21 protein-coding genes are annotated in these 22,873 nt (G+C 65.9%); 14 read left to right on the top strand and 7 right to left on the bottom strand.

Annotated elements, in window-relative coordinates; translation table 11 throughout:
* Nucleotides 1-204 precede the first annotated feature (204 nt).
* The 5 genes from NWF22_RS07750 (at nt 205) to NWF22_RS07730 (ending at nt 6,096) form a co-directional block, all read left to right on the top strand.
* On the top strand, nt 205-1,470 hold the full coding sequence (locus tag NWF22_RS07750; protein ID WP_160903845.1) for an ABC transporter substrate-binding protein: 1,266 nt from the start codon (nt 205-207) through the stop codon (nt 1,468-1,470).
* A gap of 132 nt (nt 1,471-1,602) precedes the next feature.
* On the top strand, nt 1,603-3,633 hold the full coding sequence (locus NWF22_RS07745) for an ABC transporter permease (RefSeq protein ID WP_160903844.1): 2,031 nt from the start codon (nt 1,603-1,605) through the stop codon (nt 3,631-3,633).
* The gene (locus tag NWF22_RS07740) at nt 3,626-4,537 is read left to right on the top strand and encodes an ABC transporter ATP-binding protein (RefSeq protein WP_160903843.1); all 912 of its coding nucleotides are present in this window, start codon (nt 3,626-3,628) and stop codon (nt 4,535-4,537) included. The genes NWF22_RS07745 and NWF22_RS07740 overlap by 8 nt, the downstream gene beginning before the upstream one ends.
* Nucleotides 4,534-5,304 carry an ABC transporter ATP-binding protein gene (locus NWF22_RS07735; protein WP_160903842.1) on the top strand — a complete coding sequence of 257 codons (771 nt, stop codon included), beginning with the start codon at nt 4,534-4,536 and terminating at the stop codon, nt 5,302-5,304. Before NWF22_RS07740 ends, NWF22_RS07735 begins: the two co-directional genes overlap by 4 nt.
* Before the next feature lie 69 nt (nt 5,305-5,373).
* Nucleotides 5,374-6,096, top strand: coding sequence for a TetR/AcrR family transcriptional regulator (locus tag NWF22_RS07730; RefSeq protein WP_160903841.1), 723 nt, complete (start codon nt 5,374-5,376; stop codon nt 6,094-6,096).
* Nucleotides 6,097-6,145: 49 nt separating this feature from the next.
* Here the strand turns inward: NWF22_RS07730 and NWF22_RS07725 are convergent, their stop codons facing one another.
* Nucleotides 6,146-7,033, bottom strand: coding sequence for an LLM class flavin-dependent oxidoreductase (locus tag NWF22_RS07725; RefSeq protein WP_202398966.1), 888 nt, complete (start codon nt 7,031-7,033; stop codon nt 6,146-6,148).
* Nucleotides 7,034-7,701: 668 nt separating this feature from the next.
* On the opposite strand from NWF22_RS07725, the gene NWF22_RS07720 reads away from it, so the two are divergent.
* The 4 genes from NWF22_RS07720 to ehuA are packed head-to-tail and all read left to right on the top strand — an operon-like array spanning nt 7,702 to nt 10,772.
* The gene (locus tag NWF22_RS07720; RefSeq protein WP_160903839.1) at nt 7,702-8,586 is read left to right on the top strand and encodes an ectoine/hydroxyectoine ABC transporter substrate-binding protein EhuB; all 885 of its coding nucleotides are present in this window, start codon (nt 7,702-7,704) and stop codon (nt 8,584-8,586) included.
* 20 nt (nt 8,587-8,606) lie between these two features.
* Nucleotides 8,607-9,338: an ectoine/hydroxyectoine ABC transporter permease subunit EhuC gene (gene ehuC / locus NWF22_RS07715; RefSeq protein ID WP_160903838.1), complete on the top strand. Its 732-nt coding sequence runs from the start codon at nt 8,607-8,609 to the stop codon at nt 9,336-9,338.
* On the top strand, nt 9,335-9,979 hold the full coding sequence (ehuD, locus tag NWF22_RS07710; protein WP_160903837.1) for an ectoine/hydroxyectoine ABC transporter permease subunit EhuD: 645 nt from the start codon (nt 9,335-9,337) through the stop codon (nt 9,977-9,979). The genes ehuC and ehuD overlap by 4 nt, the downstream gene beginning before the upstream one ends.
* Nucleotides 9,980-10,010: 31 nt before the next feature.
* Nucleotides 10,011-10,772, top strand: a complete 762-nt coding sequence (gene ehuA / locus NWF22_RS07705) for an ectoine/hydroxyectoine ABC transporter ATP-binding protein EhuA (protein ID WP_160903995.1) — start codon at nt 10,011-10,013, stop codon at nt 10,770-10,772.
* 34 nt (nt 10,773-10,806) lie between these two features.
* On the opposite strand, the gene NWF22_RS07700 is transcribed toward ehuA, so the two are convergent.
* Nucleotides 10,807-12,630, bottom strand: a complete 1,824-nt coding sequence (locus tag NWF22_RS07700; protein WP_160903836.1) for an MFS transporter — start codon at nt 12,628-12,630, stop codon at nt 10,807-10,809.
* Nucleotides 12,631-12,996: 366 nt separating this feature from the next.
* Between NWF22_RS07700 and ppk2 the strand changes: the two genes are divergently transcribed.
* A complete protein-coding gene (ppk2, locus tag NWF22_RS07695; protein WP_160903835.1) occupies nt 12,997-13,863 on the top strand; it encodes a polyphosphate kinase 2 in 867 nt (288 codons plus the stop codon).
* Nucleotides 13,864-14,008: 145 nt separating this feature from the next.
* Nucleotides 14,009-14,296 carry a three-helix bundle dimerization domain-containing protein gene (locus tag NWF22_RS07690; protein WP_258321354.1) on the top strand — a complete coding sequence of 96 codons (288 nt, stop codon included), beginning with the start codon at nt 14,009-14,011 and terminating at the stop codon, nt 14,294-14,296.
* Between the two features lie 44 nt (nt 14,297-14,340).
* Here NWF22_RS07690 and NWF22_RS07685 read toward each other — a convergent pair whose 3' ends face one another.
* Nucleotides 14,341-14,547, bottom strand: a complete 207-nt coding sequence (locus tag NWF22_RS07685; protein ID WP_160903834.1) for a hypothetical protein — start codon at nt 14,545-14,547, stop codon at nt 14,341-14,343.
* 140 nt (nt 14,548-14,687) lie between these two features.
* On the opposite strand from NWF22_RS07685, the gene NWF22_RS07680 reads away from it, so the two are divergent.
* Nucleotides 14,688-15,059: a DUF2784 domain-containing protein gene (locus tag NWF22_RS07680; protein WP_160903833.1), complete on the top strand. Its 372-nt coding sequence runs from the start codon at nt 14,688-14,690 to the stop codon at nt 15,057-15,059.
* 43 nt (nt 15,060-15,102) lie between these two features.
* Here the strand turns inward: NWF22_RS07680 and NWF22_RS07675 are convergent, their stop codons facing one another.
* Nucleotides 15,103-17,892, bottom strand: a complete 2,790-nt coding sequence (locus NWF22_RS07675; protein ID WP_160903832.1) for an ATP-binding protein — start codon at nt 17,890-17,892, stop codon at nt 15,103-15,105.
* Nucleotides 17,893-18,061: 169 nt separating this feature from the next.
* Between NWF22_RS07675 and NWF22_RS07670 the strand changes: the two genes are divergently transcribed.
* On the top strand, nt 18,062-18,631 hold the full coding sequence (locus tag NWF22_RS07670; RefSeq protein WP_160903831.1) for a DUF4333 domain-containing protein: 570 nt from the start codon (nt 18,062-18,064) through the stop codon (nt 18,629-18,631).
* Between the two features lie 199 nt (nt 18,632-18,830).
* Nucleotides 18,831-20,573, top strand: a complete 1,743-nt coding sequence (locus tag NWF22_RS07665) for a BCCT family transporter (RefSeq protein WP_160903830.1) — start codon at nt 18,831-18,833, stop codon at nt 20,571-20,573.
* 46 nt (nt 20,574-20,619) lie between these two features.
* Here the strand turns inward: NWF22_RS07665 and NWF22_RS07660 are convergent, their stop codons facing one another.
* From NWF22_RS07660 to NWF22_RS07650, 3 genes are all read right to left on the bottom strand, one after another.
* Nucleotides 20,620-21,336 carry an alpha/beta fold hydrolase gene (locus NWF22_RS07660; RefSeq protein ID WP_160903829.1) on the bottom strand — a complete coding sequence of 239 codons (717 nt, stop codon included), beginning with the start codon at nt 21,334-21,336 and terminating at the stop codon, nt 20,620-20,622.
* A 225-nt stretch (nt 21,337-21,561) separates the two neighbouring features.
* Nucleotides 21,562-22,173, bottom strand: coding sequence for a pyridine nucleotide-disulfide oxidoreductase (locus tag NWF22_RS07655; RefSeq protein ID WP_160903828.1), 612 nt, complete (start codon nt 22,171-22,173; stop codon nt 21,562-21,564).
* 147 nt (nt 22,174-22,320) lie between these two features.
* The gene (locus tag NWF22_RS07650; protein WP_233751779.1) at nt 22,321-22,842 is read right to left on the bottom strand and encodes a hypothetical protein; all 522 of its coding nucleotides are present in this window, start codon (nt 22,840-22,842) and stop codon (nt 22,321-22,323) included.
* Nucleotides 22,843-22,873 lie beyond the last annotated feature (31 nt).

Genomic DNA, 22,873 nt, shown 5'->3' with positions numbered 1-22,873 from the left:
CGGTCACATTCGCGCACAGTCACTTTGACTTCGTGAAACAGCTTGACACGGCTGTAAGGCACACGCTACTTTGCCAGTGGCCCAAATCACACAATCGGACCGGGCCCCCGGACCGCCGCCGGCGGTGCGGCGCTCAACCCTGGAACTCGAAGCCCTACCGGGTCGAACAGTCGTGCCCGGAACCGGCGGGAAAGGCATGTGAGTATGCGTAGGAGAACTGGCCGCGTCTTCGCGGCCGCCGTGGCAGCGGCGTGTGTATTCTCCGTTGTCTCGTGCAGCAGTGACGATGACAGCGGCTCCGACGGCAGCGGCGGTGCCGCCGAGGGGAGCGGCGTCGCGGCGACCGGCGACCCGATCCGCGTCGGTCTGTTCAATCCCTCGCAGGGGCCCGGCACCCAGCCGGGTGTGACCACCGGCAAGGACGCCGCCGTCGAATACATCAACAACCAGATCGGCGGGATCGACGGTCGGCCCATCGAGGTCATCGACTGCGGGATCGACCAGACCGCGCCGGAGTCCACGATCTCGTGCGCGAACCAGTTCGTCCAGGCAGGTGTCGTCGCCGCGATCGACGGCTACAACTCCGAATCCCAGGCAGCGATGCCGATTCTCACCTCGGCCGGTATCCCGATGGTCGGCCAGATCCCGTTCAACACGGCGACCGGTGCCGAGGCGGCCAACCGGGTGTATTTCGGTCCGCCCGCGGCCGCGTTCCTCGTCGGATTCATGCAGTCGCTGAAGGCGGCCGAGAAGGAGTCGTTGACTCTCGCGAATGCCGACCTCCCGCAGGCACACCAGGTGTTCGACACCCTGATGGTGCCGTTGGGGCAGCAACTCCAGATCGATGTGAACGGTGTGTATTACCCGCCGGCCGGACCCAACTACACCGCGCTGGCCACCACGCTCGCCGACGGAGACCCCGCGGCTGCCGGCCTGATGACGTCGGCGAACGAGAACAACTGCACCAAGCTGTCGCAGTCGCTGCGGTCGGTCGGCTACCAGGGCACGATGTTCATGGCTGCGTGCACCGAGTTCATCGAGACCATGGGTGCCCAGGCCGTGGGCGCGCAGACGTACTCGCCGATCTGGCAGCCGCCGGCGCTCGACTCGGCGCCGCAAGAGGTCAAGGAAAACGTGCAGATCTCCGAGCAGTACGTCGACGAGGCCGGGGGCAGCGGCGGCTTCTACGCCTACGGGATGTTCGCGACACTCGTCGACTTCGTGAACGGACTGAACACGGCCGGCGTCACCGACTTCACCGGGCCGAGTGTCCTGGCCGGGTTGAAGGGGCTCACCGACTTCCAGAGCTTCGCCGGTCCGACGCTGACCTGTGGCAAGGAGACGACCCCGAACTGCACCACCGAGATGCTGCTGTTCGAGGTCACCGGTGACAACACGACCGAACCGGTCGGTGGTGGCTACATCACGCCGAACCCGGAGGTCCTCGCGATGATCCCGGGCGCCATCTGAGCCCTCTCACACCGGGTCGGGGGGGGGGGCGGGGGGGCCCCCCCCCCCCCCCCCGGCGCCCCCCCCCCCCCCCCGACCCACCCTTTGTCATCACCACGCGCTTCGCGGGCGCAGCGATCGATAGGTTCGGTTATGGGGCAATTCCTGCAGTTCGTCTTTCTCGGTCTCTCGACCGGTGCGGTGTACGCCGTTCTCGCATCGTCGCTGGTCGGCGTGTACGCCGCCACCGGTGTCATCAACTTCGCGCAGGGCACCCTCGGGCTGTGGGCGGTCTACGCCGTTGCCGCGCTGCGTTCCGAAGGAGACCTGATCCTCCCGATCGGTCACATCCCCATCGGCAGCGCCGACGACCCGGTCTCGATGGGCCCGGCGATCTTCATCGGGGTGCTCTCGGCCGTGCTGTGGGCGATCGTCGCGCATTACCTGGTCTTTCGCCCGTTGCGACACGCGCCGGTGCTGGCCCAGGTCGTGGCGTCGGTCGGCCTGATGCTGTTCGTCCAGGCCCTCGTGCATCTTCGGTTCGACACCGAGGATCTGCTGGCCATGCGTATCCTGCCCGCCGACACGATCGAGTTCGCCGGCGCCGTCGTCAACGTCTCCGATCTGATCCTCGCCGGCATCGCCGTCGCGATCGCCGCGCTGTTCTGGGCGTACTTCCGGCTGACTCGTCTCGGCGTGGCGACGCGCGCCGGCGCCGAGGACGAACTCGCCGCGCGGCTCGTCGGCTACTCGCCTGACCGGCTCGCCGCCGTTGTCTGGGTGATCACTGGCGCCGCAACAGGTTTGATCGCGATTCTGGCTGCATTCACCATCGGACTGAGTGTCACCAGTTACACCTTCTACGTGATCCCGGCGCTCGCAGTCGCGTTGCTCGGCCGACTTACCTCCTTTGGAGTCGCCTGTGCGGGTGGCCTTTTCCTCGGCGCATTCCAAGCGGTCATCACCTGGCTCACCACCAAGGACTGGTGGCCCGATTGGGCGCAGGCGGGTCTGGGCGATGCAGTCCCGTTCGTCCTCATCGTCATTGCGTTGTTCCTGATGGGCGGGCGTATCCCGTCGCGGGGTTCACTGGGCGAGGTGAAGATGCCGGCCGTCCGCATCCCGCGCATCCGCCCCATTCCGACGATCGCCGTGCTGGCCGTCGTCACGGGTGTCATCCTGCTGACCGAAGGAACGTGGCGCTACGGCGTCGTCACGTCGGTGATCTTGTCGCTGATTGCCCTCTCCCTGGTGTTGCTCACCGGATACCTGGGCCAGATCTCGTTGGCTTCCATGGCCTTTGCGGGTGCCGCTGGTTTCGCGTTGTCGAAGTTGACCACGAATTGGAGTGTGCCCTTCCCGTTCAGCATCCTGTTCGCAGCATTGATCGCCACCGGACTCGGCATCATGGTGGGTGTGCCCGCATTGCGCATCCGCGGTGCCCAACTCGCAGTGGTCACCCTGGCCGCAGCGATCGCCATCCAGGGGTTCGTGTTCAACAATCCGGGCATCACCGCATATGAGGGCAATCTGATCACCGACCCGACACTGTTCGGAATCGATCTCGGTGTTCGCGACGGCACCAACCTGGTGACCCTGAGGTTCTCGCTGATGGTCCTCGTGGTGGTCACCATCGCCACCCTCTGTGTGATGCGTCTGATGGCGGGGTCCACCGGACGTGCCTTCCTGGCCGTGCGGTCCAACGAACGGGCCGCAGCCGCGGTCGGGATCAACGTCTCGGCCACCAAGCTGCTGGGGTTCGCGCTCTCGGCATTCCTCGCCGGCGTCGGTGGATGTCTGATCGGCTACAGTCGCGGCCAGCTGTCGGCGGGTTCGTTCACGGTGATGGTCGGTCTGATCCTGCTCGCCATGACCTATGTCGGCGGCATCACGTCCGTATCGGGCGCATTCATCGCCGGCATTGTCGGACCGCTGGGGGTCGGCTACGTCTTCCTGAACCAGACGCTCGCGCTCGGCGAGTACTACGAGATCATCGCCGCGGCCGGACTGTTGCTGGCGGCAATCCTCAACCCGGTGGGAATGGCCGGTGCGTTCACCGAACTCGGCGACAAGCTGCGGGCCCGGCGTCACCACGCGAGTACTGCCGTCGACGACGGTGACGGCGGTGGATCGACCGCGTCGCTGGTCACCCCTACGACCTCGAAGGCAGGACTTCATGCCTGAACATGCCACAACTGCGGTTGCGCCCGAAGCCGAACCGCTGCTGCGCACCCGCGGACTGTCGGTCCACTACGGCGGCGTGACGGCCAACGCCGACATCGACCTCACCGTCGGGGCGGGGGAGATCGTCGGGCTGATCGGCCCCAACGGCGCCGGCAAGACGACCTTCGTCGACGCGGTCACCGGATTCGCCCGGTCCAGCGGTGAGGTGATCCTCTCCGGCCGGCGTATCGACCGCTCCGGTCCCCATCGTCGGCGTCGAGCGGGCATGGCCCGCACCTGGCAGGCCGGTGAGCTGTTCTCCGACCTGACCGTCGCCCAGAATCTGGCGGTCGCGGTGCAACCCGTCGGACTGCGCGCGATGGTCGCTGATGTGATCAACGGTTCCCGTCCGCCCGCCGGGGTGGTCGAGAAGGCTCTCGACGTCGTCGGTCTGACCGACGTCGCCGATCGGCGACCCGACGAGCTGACCCTGGGACAGCAGAAGCTGGTGGGTGTCGCACGTGCGCTCGTCGGTGACACCGGGCTGGTTCTTCTCGACGAGCCGGCGGCCGGTCTCGACACCCACGAGAGTCGTGAGTTCGGTGGTGAGCTGCGCCGGATCGCCGCCACGGGGGTGGGCATCCTGCTCATCGACCACGACATGTCCCTGGTGCTCGACGTCTGTGACCGGCTCTATGTCCTCGATTTCGGGCGCGTGATCGCGGCCGGCTCCCCTGCGGAGGTCACGCGCGACCCGGCCGTGGTCGCTGCCTACCTCGGCAGCGCTGAGGTCGAGGCCGAGCCGGACACCCCCACTGACGGGCAGGCATCCGGCGAATCGACCGCCACAGAATCGACCGCCACAGAATCGACCACGACGGAGTCGACCGCCACAGAATCGACCGCCACAGAGGAGACACGATGACGACACCGACAGTCGCCGACGGTGCGGTCGCTGACTCTGCCGCCGCCACCCCCGTCCTGTCGTTCGATCGGGTCACCGTCGGCCACTACGGGGTGCCCGCGGTTCGTGACCTGAGCCTCGAGGTCCGGCCCGGCGAGATCCTCGCGATGCTGGGGCCCAACGGGGCCGGCAAGACCACAACGCTGTTGTCGGCGGTGGGTGCGCTCCCACTGATGTCCGGTCAGATCACCGCGCTCGGCGAACCGATTGACCAACGTGTCGAGCGCAACGCGCGGCGCGGGGTGACGCTGGTGCCCGACAACCGGGGCTTGTTCCACCGGCTGTCCGTGACCGACAACCTGCGGTTGGCCCGACGCAAGGGTGGGCCGCCGGTGGATGTGGTCTACGAGTACTTCCCCAAACTGCAGACACTGCGCGGCCGTCGCTGCGGCAACCTGTCCGGCGGTGAGCAGCAGATGCTGGCCTTGGCGAAGGCGCTGTTGACCCGGCCCTCGGTGTTGCTCATCGACGAGTTGAGCCTGGGGCTGTCGCCGGTGGCGGTCCAGGATCTGCTGCCGCGGCTGCGCAGCATCGCCGACGAACGGAACATGGCGGTGGTGCTGGTCGAACAGCACATCGATCTGGCGCTGGGCATCGCCGACTCGGCCATCGTGATGCACCACGGCAGGGTTGCGCTCGGGGGCTCGGCCAGTGACCTGCGCGGTAGCCGCGATAAGGTCGAGGCCGCTTATTTCGGTCGGTTGGGTGGCGAGGACGCTCCCGACTGAGGTGTCGGGGGGCATGGAGTCCACATCGGTCTGGCCACCCGGACCACGAGGCGATATCAGGAGCCCACTGTGACGAAGTCCGGGCGAGCGGGCGCACCGCGCCGTCGTTCGCGACCGCGCAACACGCGTAACCGTCCCACCGACGATCAACTGCTCGACGCCGCGCGCGCAGTGATCTCTGAGTTCGGTGTCGAGCGTTCGACGATGGACATGATCGCCGAGCGCGGCGGCACCACCCGGGTCACGCTCTACGCGCACTTCGGGTCGCGCGACGCGCTCGTCGACCGTCTGATCGAGCGGGAGTTGGGCAACTTCACCGACTGGATGTCGGCGGCGTATGCCGAAAGCGACGATTGGTCCTACGGCGCTCGGGCGCGGCACTCGGTCGAGGCGACATTCGAGTTCGCGCGGAGCAATCCGGAGGGCTTGCGGCTGCTGCTCGGTCACCGACAGGAGGCCGAGGACCCCGGCCGTCGGCTGTACAAGACCCTCGAACCACGGGTGGCCGCCCGGTTGCGGCAGAACTATGCCGCCCGGGGGGCTGAGATCGATGCGAGCGCAGACACTCTCGCGTCGCTCCTGATCGGCATCAGCCTCGACGTCGCCTATCGCGCATTGATCGTCGACCGTGCCGACATCGACATCGCCTGTGAGATCGCGGTGACCGCCACGCTGGCGGTGTTGCGTGAGGTCTCGCCCGAGCAGCTACTCGCGTTGGACGCCTCGCTCGCCGACCGGGACGGTCACCCGGGCTCGGCAGCGACGTCGTCGAGCATCCACATGGAGAACTGACAACCACGGGGGTTGTAACTCACGTGGTTGTCAGCTCCCCATGTGGATGTCAGCGGCCAATCGGATCGGCGACCACCGCTGCGGCCCGACGAAGTTGATCGGGGTCGGAACTGGTCGGGATGAGCACCACTTCGTCGGTGCCGATGTCGGCGAATTGCCAAAGCGTCTCGACCAGCTCGTCCTCGGTGCCGGCCCAACCTGTGGTAGGAGCCATGGCGTCGACGAACTCGGTCGGAATCCAGTTCATGTAGTGGCGCAGGTGTCGGTGGATCTGCTCGCGTGGACCGTCACCCGTGCCGAGCGCGAACCAGAACGAGGTCGCCAGATGTGGACGGCGCCGCCCGGCGTCGGCCCACGCGCGACGCGCGATGTCGAACAGTTCGGCCTGTCGATCCAGGTCCAGGTCCAGGGTCACGCCGGCGACACCGTCGGCCCATCCGGCGGCGCTTCGAATGGTCTTGGGGCCGGTGGTACCCACATGTAACTCGGGTCCTCCGTGCTGCGACGGTGCCGGCCCGACGGGCAGGACCGAGTCGGTGAGCTTCTCGCCCGCCCAGACTCGCCGCATGATCGCCACCCGGTCGGCCAGACCGCGGATCGTCTGGGTGCCGGTGTCGGCGCCCACCGCCCGGTAGTCCTCGTGGCGCCCGCCGATCCCGAGGCCGACGGTCAGCCGTCCGCCGCACAGCATGTCTCCGGTGGCCAGGGCCTTGGCCAGCATCACCGGGTCGTGTAGCTGCGGCACCACCACCGTCGTCACCAGACGCACCTGCTCGGTCCAGGCGGCCACCGCGCCCAACAGGGTGAGCGTGTCCGGGTTGTCGAAGGCGATGCGCTCACCGAAACACACCGACGCGAAGGGACCACGATCGATCTCGGTGGCCCAGGTACGTAACACGTCCGTGTCCAGTCCCGGTTCCATCACCGGCAAGGTCATCCCGATCTGCACGGACCAGATTCTGGCAAACCGTCGCGCTCAGTGACGGGTACTTGGGCCAAAGGAATCCGTATTGACCTGCGTTCGGTCTTCGGTCCACGGCATGGCTGGATCGTCGAGCCGACGATCAGGCTGTGGACAACCAGCGCCGTATCCAGCTGCGGCATCACGAATGGCCACCGTCAATAGTTGACGGCCCCACCCGCTGAGACCGCAGCTGGATACGGCGACCGCAGCGCCGCGGCCACCTGGCCTGCTCGCCGCCGGCGTTCGGGTGGACGGGGCTGAGCCGGACGCGCCGTTGAGCGGTTCGATCCACCGCTGTCCCACCAGCACGCAGGCATCGTGTCGAGACCTTCCGCCGCCGGCGCCGGACCCTTCTGCGCGGCACTCGTTGCAGAAACCGGATCGGAATGACTTTCCTGACATGGGGTTTCATCGGTCGCGTGCTGAACTGCATTGTGCTGCCGCGACGATTCGTCGGTACGTCGCGTATTGCGAGCTGTGCTGAGCGCTTCCGTGGACTCGTGTTAGGTTCACATGGCGAACGAAGCGATCAAATCGGAGAAGTTGGGCGTCGGTTGGAAGACCGGAGCGTGGACTCTGGCCTATACGGCGGGTGCGTCCTGGCTGTTACCGGAAGGCTGAGCAAGTTCATGGCATTGTCTATGGTGAAGAAAATTCTGCATCGTCGGTCCGTCAGCACTGCGGCGGCTGCAGTCCTGGTGGGCGCGACTCTGGCGGCGTGTTCGTCGACCGACTCCGGCGGCGATTCCAGCCTCCTGGAGCAGCTCCAGGAGGAGGGCGTGGTGACTGTTGGTTTCGCAGGTGAAGCGCCCTATTCGTTCGAGGAGAACGGGCAGCTGACCGGCGCGACGGTGGCGCTGCACCGGGAGATCTTCGGCAACCTCGGAATCGAGACCGTCGAAGGCGTCAATGCCGACTTCGGCGCGCTCATCCCGGGGCTGCAGGCCAACCGGTTCGATGTGGTCAGCGCGGGCATGTCCATTCTGCCCGACCGCTGCGAGCAGGCCTCGTTCAGCGACCCCGAGTTCAACTACACCACCGCACTGATGGTGCCCACCGGCAACCCGATGGACCTCACCGACATGCAGTCGGTGGCCGAGAGTGGCGCGCGGCTGGCGACGATGACCGGTGCGATCGAGTCCGACTACGCCGAGAGCCTCAACATCGACAACATGCAGGTCGCCACCCCGCAGGACGGCATGGACGCGGTCACCTCCGGCCGGGCCGACGTATTCGCCCTGACGGGCATTTCGCTCAACTGGATGAAGAACAACAACCCTGACGCGCCGGTCGACGTGACGCCGTCGTTCGTCGCGGTCATCGACGGGGTGCCGCAGGTCGGAGCGGGCGGCACCGTATTCCGCACCGACAACCAGGAACTGCTCGAGGCCTACAACGCCGAACTGGAGAAGATCACCTCCGACCCGGAGAAGTACCTGTCCATCGTCGGTGAGTTCGGCTTCACCGAAGAAGAACTGCCCGACCCGGAGCTCACCACCGAGGACCTGTGCGCGGGCAACATCTGAGGGGCGACAAGTAAGCACTCGTGGGTGACAACTTCGATGCCTTCCTGGATGCGTGGCCCCGCATCCAGGAAGGCATTCTCACCACCGTCTACCTGACGCTCGGCGGGGCCGCGCTGGCGTTTGTGCTCGCCCTGGTGCTCGGTGTCGCCGAGGGGGCGCGTCCGGTCGTCATCCGAGGTACCGCGCGGGTCGTCGTGGAATTCTTCCGCGGAACATCGCTGCTGGTGCAACTGTTTTGGTTGTTCTACGTGTTGCCGCTGTTCGGTTTCGAACTCGAACCGATGTTCTGTGGCATCCTCGCGTTGGGTCTGAACTACGGCGCCTACGGCGCGGAGGTGGTGCGCGGCTCACTCGGGGCGATCCCGGCGCCGCAACGTGAAGCTGCTGTGGCACTGAACTTCTCGGCCTGGCAGCGGCTGCACCGGATCATCTTTCCGCAGGCCTGGGTGCAGATGATCCCGCCGTTGAACAATCTGCTGATCCAGCTGCTCAAGGGCAGCGCCCTGGCGAGCTTCATCCTGCTTCAGGACCTGACCTACCAGATCGAACAACTGCGTCGGGGGACCGGCGACACCTTGTTCTCCTTCGGTATCGGCCTGATCCTGTACTTCTGCCTCGCCTACATACTGACGTTGTTCATGAATCTCCTCGAGATGCGTGCCAAGTCCCGTCTCGGGGTGGGGCCGACGTTGCGTGAGGTGCTCAGCCTGCGACCCGAGCGGGTCGACGAGAACGTGGGGGTGGGCCGGTGAACGTCGAGTGGAGCTGGGAGCGCGCCTGGGACTGTCTGCCGGTCCTGTTGGAAGGCTTCAAGATCACCCTGCTCGCCACTGTGCTGGGGTTCTTGATCGCGGCCGTCCTCGGATTGGCGATCGCCGTTGTCCGCCGGACCGGTCCGGCGGTGATCAGCATCCCCATCCGCGCGGCCTGCGAATTCATCAGGCTCACACCGCTGGTGGTGCAGTTGCTGTTCGCCTACTATCTGTTGCCGCAGTTCAGTGCGCTGCAGATCGGCATCGTGGTGCTCGGCATCCACTATTCGACGTACATGGCCGAGGTGTATCGCGCGGGCATCGACTCGGTGCCCAAGGGCCAATGGGAAGCGGCGCACGCGCTGTCGTTGCCCACCGCGCGGACCTGGCGTGCCGTGGTACTGCCGCAGGCGATCCGCAACACCACCCCCGCATTGGGCAACTATGCGATCTCCATGTTCAAGGACACGCCGTTCCTGTTCGCCATCACCGTTGTCGAGATGGTCACCGCGGCACAGCAGTACGGTGCCCGCACCTTCCAGTATCTGGAGCCGATCACCATCGCCGGTGTCATCTTCCTGATTGCCAGCTATCCCACATCCATTCTGATCCGAAAGCTGGAGAAGTCCCTTGCCTACTGAGCAACTGCCGACCGAACCGTCGTCGGACGCGATGATCGTCTTCGACAAGGTGGTCAAGCGTTTCGGTGATCACGTCGTGCTCGATCACCTCGACTTCCGGGTCGAGCGCGGGGAGCGGGTGGCTCTCATCGGTCCCAGCGGATCGGGCAAGACCACCATCCTGCGTCTGCTGATGACCCTCGAAGACGCCAATGGCGGTGTGATCTGGGTGGAGGGCGAACCGCTGACCCACCAGTTCAAGGGCGACACGCTGGTCAAGCCCTCGCAGAAGCATCTGCGGGCGGTGCGATCCAAGATCGGCATGGTGTTTCAGCAGTTCAACCTGTTCCCCAACATGACGGTGTTGGAGAACATCACCGAGGCGCCGATCCACGTGCTGGGCAAGAGCAAGGCCGAGGCCACCGAACGCGCCCGGCAGCTGTTGGCGACGGTCGGACTGCGGGACAAGGAGAATGCCCACCCGACCAAACTGTCCGGCGGCCAGCAGCAGCGCGTCGCGATCGCCCGGGCATTGGCGATGGATCCGGACATCCTGCTGCTCGACGAGGTCACCTCGGCGCTCGACCCGGAGCTGGTGGCCGATGTCCTCGGCGTCTTGCGACGCATCGCCGAGACCACCGACATCACCATGCTGATCGTCACCCACGAGATGGGTTTCGCGCGCGACGTCGCCGATCGGGTTCTCGTCTTCGACGAGGGCCGCATCGTCGAGGAGGGCGACCCCGAACAGATCTTCACCGCCCCACGTCGGGAACGGACCCGGTCATTCCTGAAAGCTGTTGTGGAGCACTGAGAAAGGTAGCCCTGCGAGCGGCATCGCTGCTGCCTCAGAGCCGCGCGCGGGTCCCGGCCACGTGCTCCTCGTCGATCAGCTCCGAGGGTGTCCCGACTCCGGCGTCCGCGGCGACTGCGGCCAGTTCGGCACCCACCGTCTCCGGCGTCGCCGATCTCGGTGATCCAGTGAACAGCGAAGCGACGGCGCCGATCACACAGCAGATGAGGGCGAAGGTGAACGCGGCGGTGAGCCCGTCGGAGAACGGATCACTGATCAGATGCGGGAAGAAGTCCAGCCCGGTCAGGTGATCCACCGCCGACTGCGGAAGCCCTTGCAGCGCTTGACCGCCGACTTCCCGAATCGGGTTGTAGCCGAGGAAGGCGGCGAACAGGATACCGACGGTGGGCAGATGCGCGATCCCGTCTGCGGGCCCGTCGGGCATGCCGTTGGTGGTGAGACCACTGAACATGGCGTCGGGTAGATGTGCACTGAGGCCGGCGATCATCAGCGAGAAGAACAAGCCGATCGACAACACCATGGCTGCGTTCTGGAATGTGGTCATCATCCCGGCACCCGAGCCGCGGGAGGTGACGGGCAGGCTGTTCATCACCTCGGCCCGGTTGGGGGAGGCGAAGAGCCCCATGCCGATTCCGTTGATCAGCATCACCACGGCGAAGGCCCAGTACTGGAAGTCGACCGGCATCGCGATCAGCGCGGCGAACGTCCCGGCGGTGATCACCATGCCGGTGGTGGTGAACCACCTGGTGCCCATCCGGTCGGACAATGCGCCGGATACCGGTGCGATGAGCAGGAAGCCGATGGTCATGGGCACCATGTAGATCGCCGCCCACAGCGGGGTACGCGTGTAGTCGTAGCCGTGCTGCGGCAACCAGATGCCCTGCAGCCAGATGATCAGGATGAACTGCAGACCGCCGCGCCCGATCGAGGCCATCAGGTTGGCGATGTTGCCGAACGCGAACGAACGATTCCGGAACAGCGACAACTCGAACAGCGGACTGGGCACCCTGGTCTCGATGAACACGAAGACCGCGAGCATGAGGCTGCCGCCGATGAGTCCGGTCAGAACCCAGGGGTTACCCCACCCCATGTTGGAGGTACCGTAGGGCTGGATGCCGTAGGTGATGGCGATGAGGATGGCAATCAGGCCGACCGCGAACGTGAGGTTGCCCCACCAATCCATTTTCGCCGGTCGGCGTTCGCCGGTGTCATGGAGTTTCAGATACGCCCAGACCGTGCCGACCAGACCGAACGGCACCGACACCAGGAAGATGTAGTGCCATTGGATCGGTGCCAGCACGCCGCCGATCAGCAGGCCGAGGAACGACCCGGCGATCGCCGCGACGCCGTTGATGCCCATGGCGAGCCCTCGCTGGTCGGCGGGGAAGGCGTCGGTGAGGATCGCCGATGAGTTGGCCATCAGGAAGGCGCCGCCGACGCCCTGGACGATGCGCCAGACGATCAGCCAGACGGCGGCTCCGGCCCCGTCGAACCAGGTGATGGCCAGGAAGATCGAGGAGATCGTGAAGATCGCGAAGCCCGTGTTGTACATGCGGGCGCGACCGAACATGTCGCCGAGGCGGCCGAAGCTGACCACCAGCACCGCGGTCACCACGAGGAAGCCCATCATCATCCAGAGCAGGTAGCTGGTGTTCTGCGGTTCCAACGGGTTGAGATGGATGCCTTTGAAGATGTCGGGCAGCGCGATCAGGACGATGGAGCTGTTGATGGTGGCGATGAGCATGCCCAACGTGGTGTTGGACAACGCGATCCACTTGTAGCGCGGGCCGAGTTCGTCGAGGGAATGCCGGCGGGAGTCGGTACCCGGGGCGGCCGCAGCGGCTGCGTGGTTGGACATGGCGCGCCTTTCAGATGAACGGAGGAGGCGTCGATGGCCATCCCGTCGGCATCGGAGTGTCGACCCTCCGCAAAATGCTTAGAAACACTAAGTGTCTATTACTTAGACATGCTAAGTGAATGTTGTGGGGATGGTCCACCGGAGATCCTGTGAGTTGGGCAATAGTGGACGCCAAAAGTCCGGCAAAGCAGGATATTTCGGACATCGATGGCCCTGGAGACGGACGCTCCGGCCATCCCACGCACCGGCTTGGGGGCGTACCGCCGCGCCGATGTCCGGTATGCGACCGGCGGCGATGTCGTAGCATCTCGGGCACATCGGTCGCCGTGCGAACAGCGGAACCGGGAGTGACGGGAAGGGTGTGGCATGGGCAAGAAGTCGAAGAAGAAGCACGGCGGGGGTAGCGCCGGTCACGACGCCCGAAGCACGCACGCGTCCCGCACGAACGCGGATGAATCGCCGCCACTGATGAAGAACAAGGAGTACCGAAAGGAGCTAAAGGGGATACATGCCGAACTCGTCGCCATGCAGGAGTGGGTCCGCTCGACCGGTGCCAAGATCTGCATCGTCTTCGAGGGGCGCGACACCGCCGGCAAGGGCGGGGTCATCAAGGCGCTGACCGAGCGCGTCAGTCCGCGTGTCTTTCGGGTGGTCGCGCTGCCGACGCCAACCGAGCGGGAGAAGTCCCAGATGTACATGCAGCGCTACGTCCCGCATCTGCCGGCTGCGGGCGAGGTCGTCATCTTCGACCGCAGTTGGTACAACCGGGCGGGCGTCGAGCGGGTGATGGGTTTCTGCACCGAAGAGCAATCGCAGCAGTTCCTGTCCGATACCCCGGACTTCGAGCGGGCGATGGTCCGGTCGGGCATCCTGCTCATCAAGTACTGGCTGGAGGTCAGTGAGGATCAGCAGACGCTGCGTTTGCAGAGCCGGATCGACGACCCCCGCAAGTACTGGAAGCTCTCGCCGATGGATCTGAAGTCCTACACCCGGTGGGACGATTATTCGCGCGCCCGGGACGACATGTTCCGCTACACCGATACGGGCTGGGCGCCGTGGTACGTGGCCAACACCGACGACAAGAAACGCGGCCGGCTCAACATCCTCACCCACCTCCTCGGCGTGGTGCCGTACAACCCGATGGAGGCGCCGGACGTCGAGCTCCCGAAACGCACGGTCGGCGAATATCAGGGGCCGTCGCTTCCGTTGAACAGGGTGCCGTCGGCGTTCTGAGCGACGGTACCGTCCAGCGTCCGTCGGGGGACAGGCCACATGACGACGAGAGTGCGAGCACCATTCGGACGCAGGTCCGTGAACACTCCATGAACGGTGTCCGGTTTGCCCGGCGGCGCTGATCGCCCGTATCTACGCTTGTCGCGTGGAGGACGTAGATAGTCCCGTCACGGACGTAGATGGACCCATCGAGGACGCGGACGAACGACGGCAGATCGGCGAGGTTCAAGAGCGTTTGATCGCCGCCTACGCAGATCAACCGACCCAGACGGTGGCGGACGCAGTCGAGGCCGCCTACCGACACTTCGACGGCATCCGCGTCCGGGACTTTGTTCCGCTGCTGGTCGAGCGCAGGGCGAACGCGGCCCTCAGCGGGAACGGATCCGGCGCTATGGCCGACTCCCACCTCGCACCGCCGCATCACGACGAGTGAGGATGCGCCGGGGCCACGCGACGTGCGGCGTGGGCCGTCGATCGTCAGCCGTGGACGGCGTTGAGCTGAAATCGCTGCTGTAGGCGCTGAATGTAGCCGCGCACCTCGAACAGTTCGGCGCGTTTCGACGTGGCAGAGCTGTCGGCGGGCGCGCTTTCGAGGTCATCGACGATGGCGTCGGCGGCGCGCTCCAATTCGATCACCAACTGCCGTGCCTGGGCACGTGCCGCGGGATCCAGGTCGTCGAGCATGCGCAAGATCGTAAGTCACCCGAACGATCGGCGCCAACTCCAGGAACGCAGATGCGTTTCTGTATCAAAACGAATGCCGGAGTGTGACCGGTCGGCGCATGCTGGGTACTGATCGCCGGTCGCGCATCGGGAGGTGAGGGATGTACCAGGTGCTGGTCGTGGTGCTCGCCGTCGCGCACCTGGTTTTTCTCGCCTACCTGGTCGTCGGCGGTGTGATCGCGTTGCGGTTCCCGCGCACCATCTGGCTCCATCTACTCACGGTCACGTGGGCGGTCATCATGATCGTCGGGGTGGTTGAGTGTCCCCTGACGTGGCTCGAGCGGTGGGCGCGTGCCGCCGGGGACATGGCGCCGCTGCGTGCCGAAGGATTCATCGCGCAGTACGTCACCGGGGTCATCTATCCGACCGGCGCGGTGGGCGTCGTCCAGGGCGCCGTCTTCGCGGTCATTCTGGGGTCCTGGTTGCAGTTCGGATGGCTGGCGAGGCGCCGCCGAATACTGCGGGAGACCTGATGGTCGTGCGTCGGTGTCGTGCGTCGACGGCGCGTTGCCGCCATCACCCGGCTCCTCGGGCCAGTGCGTCCCGAAGTTCCGCGCGTCCGGATATCCGCAGTTTGCGGTAGGCGTGGGTCAGATGCAGTTCCACCGTGCGGCGCGTGAGAAAGAGTTGTTCGGCGATGTCCCGGTTGCCGATGTCGGTGGCAGCCAACTGGGCGACCCGCCGTTCCTGAGGCGTGAGCGCCTGCAGCCCGGTCAGCTGCGGACGGCGCGGGCGGGCACCGGTGGCGCGCAGCGCCGACATCGCCCGCGACACCACCCGCCACGACCCACAGCGATGTGCCGCGTCCATCCCGGAACGCAGGAGGTCACGACGCTCGGCGACATCGCCCGCGCCGGGCGCCGCACCGAGTTCGACGAGCGCCTCCGCCGCGATCAATGCGGCCTGCGACGGACCCACGATCGCGACCGCTTCCCGCAGATTCGTCACGGCCTCTTCTGGATACACCTGTGCCCGCGCAAGCAACGCCTGCCCGATGGCCCGCGGCGCGCCATAGGACCGCGCCTCGGCCAGCTCCGCAGAGAGCATCGCTCGACACCGGGTGTCGAGTGTGCCGTCGCGCGCGCGGAGGACGGCGGTCATCGACCGCCACGGCGAAGCGACGGGGTTGAGATATGCCGACCGTCGGCCGCGCTCGCCCACCTCGGCGAGATCGGCGAGTGCACGCTCGTGGTCGCCGAGCGCGGCGAACAGACGTGCGCGGGAGAGCAGCAGGGTGTCGATCGTGCCGATGTCCGGCAGTTCTCCATCCAATCCGTAGAGCGCGAGCATCGCCAACGCGTCGGCGCACGTCTCCCGCTCCACGGCGACTTCGAGCTGCCATCCGACCGTCATCGCGAAACACATCGGATCGACATGGGCCAGCTCGTCGAGCACCCGGTGTGCATCGGTTTCGGCCTGGTCTATCGCGCCGCGGTAGACCGCATTCCCGGCCCGCAGCGCCGTGGCATAGGCGATCCCGACCAGCGACCCGCTGCCGACGGCCGCCGCGATCCCGGCGGTCGCGAACTCGTCGACCTCTTGGTATTCCCCGGCCCACGACAGTGCGCTGCCGGCGTAGATGAAGACCGGTGAGGCCGGACCAGCCTCGGAGATCAAGGCCGTACCGCCGATCGCGTGCCGGGCGAGATCGGCGACCTCACGATGGTCCGACGTCCCACGCACGGCGGCGTCCCACGCCACATGCGCCAGCACCGACCGCTGCGCAGGTGTGGCGGCATCGCGCACCACAGATACCAGCTCTGCGGGACGGCCGCGGTTGCGACGAGAGATCGCTTCGGCGTTGAGGGCGGCCGCTTCCAGTCGTAGCCAGGACGGGTCGCGAGTGGTGTCCACGGCGGCCAAGGTGGTACGGCAGACCTCGCCGGCCTGCTCGAGACATGCGGCGTGAAACAGCGCGGTGGCGTACGCCTCGACGATGTCGATCGCCGGGCCGTCGGCGAGACCACCGGAGAGTTCCCACGCCCGGCGCAGATGGTTCAGTGCCTGTGGGTCCTTCGCCTCGTCGTAGAGTCTGCCGAGCTGATGGCGGATCGCGATCTCGGTCGGGATGTCCAGCGATTCCCCGAGGGCCAGCGTGAGATACGCGATGGCCCGGTCGCTTCCGCCCTGACCGGAAGCGATCGTTGCCGCAGTCACCAAGGTGCGCGCCGCCCACGCGTGGCCGAACGGCGCGAGCTGCGCCGCTTGCAACAGGTGTTCGGCCGCCTGTACCGGATGGCGCGTCGAGTTGAGCTGCGCGGCCCGCAGTGCCAGATCGAGTCGGTGACCGGGCGGGACGGTGCCGGATACCGCGTCGCGCAGGAGGGGGTGTCGAAAACGCCTCGGGTCCGCGGGATCGAGTAACTCCGAGGCGATGAGTTCGTCGATGGCCGACGTCGCCTCGGCGGCCGGTATCCGTGCCAGCTCGACCATGTCGGGCAACGAGGCGGATTCCCCCAGCGTCGCCGCGGCGACAGCGATCGAGCGCGCGGCGATGCCGACGGTGTCGAGCCGACGATTCGTCGACTCGACGACGGTGGCCGGAACACCGTCGAGCCGCCCGTCCTCCATCGCGAGATGACGGGCGAGTTCACAAACGTAGAACGGATTGCCGCCGGTTCGCTGTGCCAACACCTCCAGGACGGTGTCGACGGTGCCGTCGTCGAGGCCGCTGATCGTTGCGGCGAGATCGCGCATCGCTGTCTGGGTCAGGGGTTTGGGTTCCAGCCGGATGTCGGCCGCGGCGATCAACTCGTCCAGTTCGGGCCGAACGGGGGTGCCGGTGCGTACGGCCACGACCAGCGCGATCCGTTGTCCCGCGAGCCGGTCGGCGAGATACCGGAGGAAGCGCAGCGACTGCGGGTCGGCCAATTGCGCATCATCCACGGCGAGGAGGAGCGGGCTCTGTTCGCTGAGGCTGACCGTCAGCCAATGCAGGCCGTGGTGGAGCTGGAACTCTTGCACGTCGGTTCGCTTGCCCTCGAAGAAGAGCGGCAAAGCCAGCGCGCTCGCGCCCCGGAACTCGGTGGGGTCGGTGTCGAAGACGGCCTGGTCGAGCAACCCCACCATGGCTGCGAAAGGTTGGCCGGCCTCGCTGTCTCGGCCCCGGTGGCGACACGGCCGAACCTGTTCCGGTCGGTGTGCGACCACTGCGTCGAGCAGGGAGGTCTTTCCGATTCCCGCGGGCCCGCGGATCACGACGGTCTGGCCGTCGCCGGCGGCGGCCCGGTCGAGGACCTCGGCCACGGTGTCCAATTCGTCGCCGCGTTCCATCAGGGCCGGAGCGCTGACGCGTGCAGACCGCATGGCACTAGATCGTATGCCGGATATGTCTCGTTGGCCTACGGAGCGGCCTCCCAAACACTGCGGTGTCGAGCCCTCTCGACACATGCGCGTTCGTGACAGCCTGGAAAACGCCCAGAAACCGAACTCGCCCGCGCCCCCGGGCGCGGCAGTCGTCGCGACAGGAGTAGCAGTGACCATCAAGCAGCAAGGCGCGAGCGGTCTCGCGGTGATCGCGTTGGCCATCCTGTTCAGCGGATGTTCGGTGTCGGTCAGTACCGGTGACTCGCAGGGCCTCAGCGCCGACACGCTCGAGGCCGAACTCGGCGACGAAGCCGCCGCACAGATGGGCGACCCGCTCGACGCCATCAACTGCACCAATGGTCTCGATGCCGAGGTCGATGACGCCACCACCTGTTCGGTGACCGAGAAAGGCGTGATCGCCATCTGGGATGTGAAGGTCACGGATGTGGACGAGGACAACGACTCGATCGACTTCAGTTGGCAGGTGCAGGACGGCTCGCAGCGGTTGTTGGCGTCTTCGGTCGCCGATTCGATCGGCCCGGAGTTCGGCCGACAGACCGGGTACACGTTGACCGCGCTGAACTGTCCCCAGGAGGAGATCTCGGCTCAACCCGGTACCACCGTGACCTGCGAAGCGTCGACGGCCGAGGGACGCACCGGACCGGTTCGACTCAAGATGGACGGTGCCGAGGGAATGGTCGTCAACTTCTCCTGGGATCTGCCTGAAGCCGAACAGTGATCCGGCTCGCGACGATGGGCGCCGTTCGTGGTCACCGGGGAAACGGTCAACAGGTGCGAATGTAACGAACCGATTGCATGGGTGGCCATCTTCGAATCATGCGACGATGCTGGGGTTCTAGTCGACGGTTCACCAACGACACCCGCAACGCGCTATCCCGACACCGACACCGAGCCGTCGAGGATGGAGACGGCACCCAGTGGAAACGCTCGCTCGAAAGCTCGGTCTCAAGACGAACCCGCAGATCTTCTTCTGGTCGGCGGGTCTCACCATCTCATTGTTGGTGCTGTTCCTGATCTTCCAGGACTGGGTGGGCGACGCATTCGGGAACAGTCGCGAATGGATCGTCACGAACCTCGGGTGGTTCTTCATCATCGGGGTCACGGTGTGGTTGATCTTCCTGATCTGGGTCGCCATCAGCCGCTACGGTCGGCTACGGCTCGGCGACGACGACGACAAACCGGCATACTCCAACGTGTCGTGGTTCGCGATGCTCTTCGCCGGAGGTATCGGCACCGTGCTGATGTTCTGGGGTGTCGCCGAGCCGATCTCACACTTCGCCAACCCGCCCTTCGAAGGCGTGCAACCCTACAGCGCCGAGGCCGCCGAAGACGCGATGAGCGTCTCGCTCTACCACCTGAGCCTGCACACCTGGGCCATCTTCACGTTGCCGGGCTTGGCATTCGGCTACTTCATCTACCGCTACAAGCTGCCCATGCGCGTCTCGTCGGTGTTCTATCCGGTCCTCAAGGACCGCATCCACGGACCCATCGGGAAGACCATCGACGTCGTCGCGGTGCTGGGAACGGTCTTCGGGCTCGCGGTGTCACTGGGTCTGGGAACCTCGCAGATCAACGCCGGTCTCAGCGAGCTGGTCGGACTGCCAGATTCGGTGTGGGCGAAGGTCGTCATCATCACCACCCTGACCATCGTGGCGACCTCCTCGATCGTCGTCGGGCTGGAGAAGGGCGTCAAACGGCTGTCCAACATCAACATCTCGGTGGCGATCGGCCTGATGATCTTCGTGCTCATCTTCTCCGACACCGTGTTCCTCCTTCGCCAGATGATCGAGAGCGTGGGCAACTATGCCGCCGATGTGGTGCCGCTGGCGTTCTGGAATGACGCGATGGCCGACTTCACCAAGGACGGTGGCTGGGGCTGGCAGGGCGGCTGGACCGTGTTCTATTGGGCGTGGACGGTGACGTGGGCACCGTTCATGGGAGTGTTCCTGGCCCGTATCTCGCGCGGTCGCACCATCCGCCAGTTCGTGGTCGGGGTGCTGGTTGCGCCGTCGTTGTTCACCCTCGTCTGGTTCGTCATCTTCGGCTGGTCGGCCATGGAGATCGACGGCATCGGTGGGGACGGTGGATCCATCTCGGCCGCAGTGGAAGAGAGTATTCCACTGGCGATGTTCGAGTTCTTCGAGAACTTCCCCCTCACCACGCTGATACAGGGAATCGCCGTCGTGGTGGTCGCGTTGTTCTTCGCCACGTCCTCGGATTCGGCATCCCTGGTGGTCGACATGTTGTGTTCGGGTGACGCCGAGGCCGGTCCCATCCGGCAGCGTGCGTTCTGGGGCCTCACCGAGGGAGCGGTGGCCGCCACGCTCATCGTGGTCGGCGGCGAGGCAGGTCTCAGCGCGCTACAAGAGGTGATAACCGTGGTGGGCCTACCGGTCTTCATCCTGATCACCCTGATGATCCCCACTCTGTTCATCGGCTTGCGCCAGGAGAAACACAAGGTCACCCCGATGACACACGAGCACTTCCTCCGGATGTACGGCCATCAGCTCAACGGCAACGGCACCGCCGGCACTGCCGGCGACACCGCCGACAGCGGTCCGAAGGCGGGTGCGGCGCCGAACCCGGCGAGACCGGCGGCGCCCGGTTCGACCACGGCCACAGCCGCCTCGGCTCCGGAAAAGCCCTCCGACACCAGCTGATCGGGAACGCGCCGCAGCAGCGACGCCAGTCGGTACACCAGCCCAGCTACTCGAGATCGCGGCTGGTCGAACGATCGATCAATGCTGCCAGTGCCTCCGGCTCGGTGAATGCCGACATGTGCGACCACTCGGGGTGCAGATCGAAGACCGCCCCATGGATGCGGCGGGCAAGATCGGCCATCACCTCGGGGGTCGACACACCGTCCTTGCCTGCGGCCACCACGGTGACCGGCATCGACAGGGAGCCCGTTCGCGACCAGCGATCATAGGTGGCGATGGCGGCCAGGGCGGCAGCCCAGTGCCTGTTGTCGGCGTGAGAGAGTTGTTCTCGGGCAGCGCACACCGCAGGTGGATCGGCGATCAGCTCCTCGGCGGTGAACCACCGTGCCAGTGAGCCGACCACCGACGGTCCCGACCCCGCACGTACTTGTGCGGCCACCGGGCCAAAGGCCGGGTACGGGGTATCGCGGCTGCACAGAATGGTCAGTGTCCGAACACGATCGGGATGGCGCAACGCAAGATCGATGGCGATCTGTCCGCCGAAGGAGTGGCCGACCAGATCGAGGTCGCCCTCGACGTCGGCGGCGACCTGTTCGGCAAGGATCGTCTGCGCCTCCCGGGAGTTCGGCACACGTGTGCAATCGGGTGTGACCACAGTGCGGTCACCCAGAAATGCGACGGTCTCACCCCAGATCTCCGGCGTCAACGGCGCGCCGTGCAGCAGCACGAGGGTGCGGTCGGAACTCCGAGCGGGGGGCGCCATTGCCGGAGACTACCGCGCCGCGGTCGGCCTCGTCACCGCTGCACCGGTGACACCCTTTCGGAATGGTCTGCCAACCGGTGGTCGAGTGGTCGCGAACGGAGTGAGTGACGTATCGAGACCCACCACCCTGACCATCACAACCCCTCGAAGTTGCAGAACCAGTCCTCCTCTGTACGTTTCGGTATCCGTCGCCATCGAGTGGAGCAGACCGCGGCTCGACACGGGTCAGGGAGTCCCGATGGCACGCAGGCAGTATCCGATTGCCTCCGGTTCGGTGAACACCCAAGCGGTCTGGTCCTCGGTGCAGCTGATCGAGTCATCCGAACGTGCGACGGTTTCGGCGATCACGGTGTCGGTGGCCGGCGATGCCGCACAATCGGATTTGCGGTAGTCGACGAGTTGACCGCCGGGCAAGGGGATCTGATAGCACTGACCGTCGGCGAGGTTGGGCGTCATGCAGAGCTTCTGCGGATCTCCGTCGAACGACAGGCTTGCGCTGTTCTCGCCGGTGCATGATTGCTCGGCGGAAACCGCCTCCGCGGCATAGAAGGTGAGCCCGTCGGAGTCGCAGGCTGCGGTGGTGGCCCGCACTTTGCCCTCGGAATCGGCCTGGTCATCGATCTGCAGACACTCGCCGATCGCGATGTCCGAAGTGGCTTCCACGGCAGTGTCTCCGTCGGTACCGACGGAGACACTGCAGGCGGTCACCGCGGCGAATCCGGCCGCCGCCAGCAGGAGTGCGCAACGTCGGGTGATCTGCCAGCGGGCGGTGGTGTGCGGTGGCTCATCGGTGATGTAGGTCAGGGGCGGCTGCGGGGCGGACGTGTGGAACGACATGGGGGAGCCTTTCGGTAGCTGGACTGCAATCAGCCTGTCGATCGGCTCTTGCGGAGCGCTTGGAGTCCACTTGACCACCGTGGCACCCCCGGTGGGGGGACGAGCCGTCACTCCGGTGATGTGGTCGCCTACCGGCGACCATCGGATTCAGCGTGTGGTCGGCGGAGGCTCGGTGCGATCGGGCTCGCCGATGCCACCGCTGTCGGCGGTCGCGGCCGGCGACGTGCCGTTGGGAGTCGACCGCTGCGAGCGTGGCGACACGTCGGCGTCCTCGGCGACATCGTCATCTGGCCGACTGGTGCCGTCTTCCTGGGTGGTTCGGTTCTTCTTCACGTCGGGATCGAGTTTGTCGGCGCGGGCGAGCTCACGCTCGAGCTTGTCACGCGATTCCGTGGCGTGTCCCTGATGTGCCTGCGCCTGCTCGCTGAGCCGTTTGGCCTCGGCGGCCTTCGCGTCCGCTTCGGCTTGGGCCTTGCGGGCCCGGGCGTCGGACTCCTCGGCGATCGCCTCACGACGTCGCACCTCGGACACCTGCTGCGTGGCGTTCTCGCGGATCTCGTGTGCCTTGCTGCGGCGTCGCGTAGTGCGCTGCCGCATGAGAAGCGCTACGGCAACGAGTACGACAAGCACGATGACGACGGCCAGAATGATCCAGATTGCGGTGTCCATGGTGGTTCTCTCCTCCATCGGGTGCACGGGG

This window comes from Gordonia mangrovi (assembly GCF_024734075.1).
In the GTDB taxonomy this organism is placed as follows: domain Bacteria; phylum Actinomycetota; class Actinomycetes; order Mycobacteriales; family Mycobacteriaceae; genus Gordonia; species Gordonia mangrovi.
Note: the sequence above shows the minus strand (reverse complement) of the source record. Positions and strands in the feature narration are given on the sequence as shown.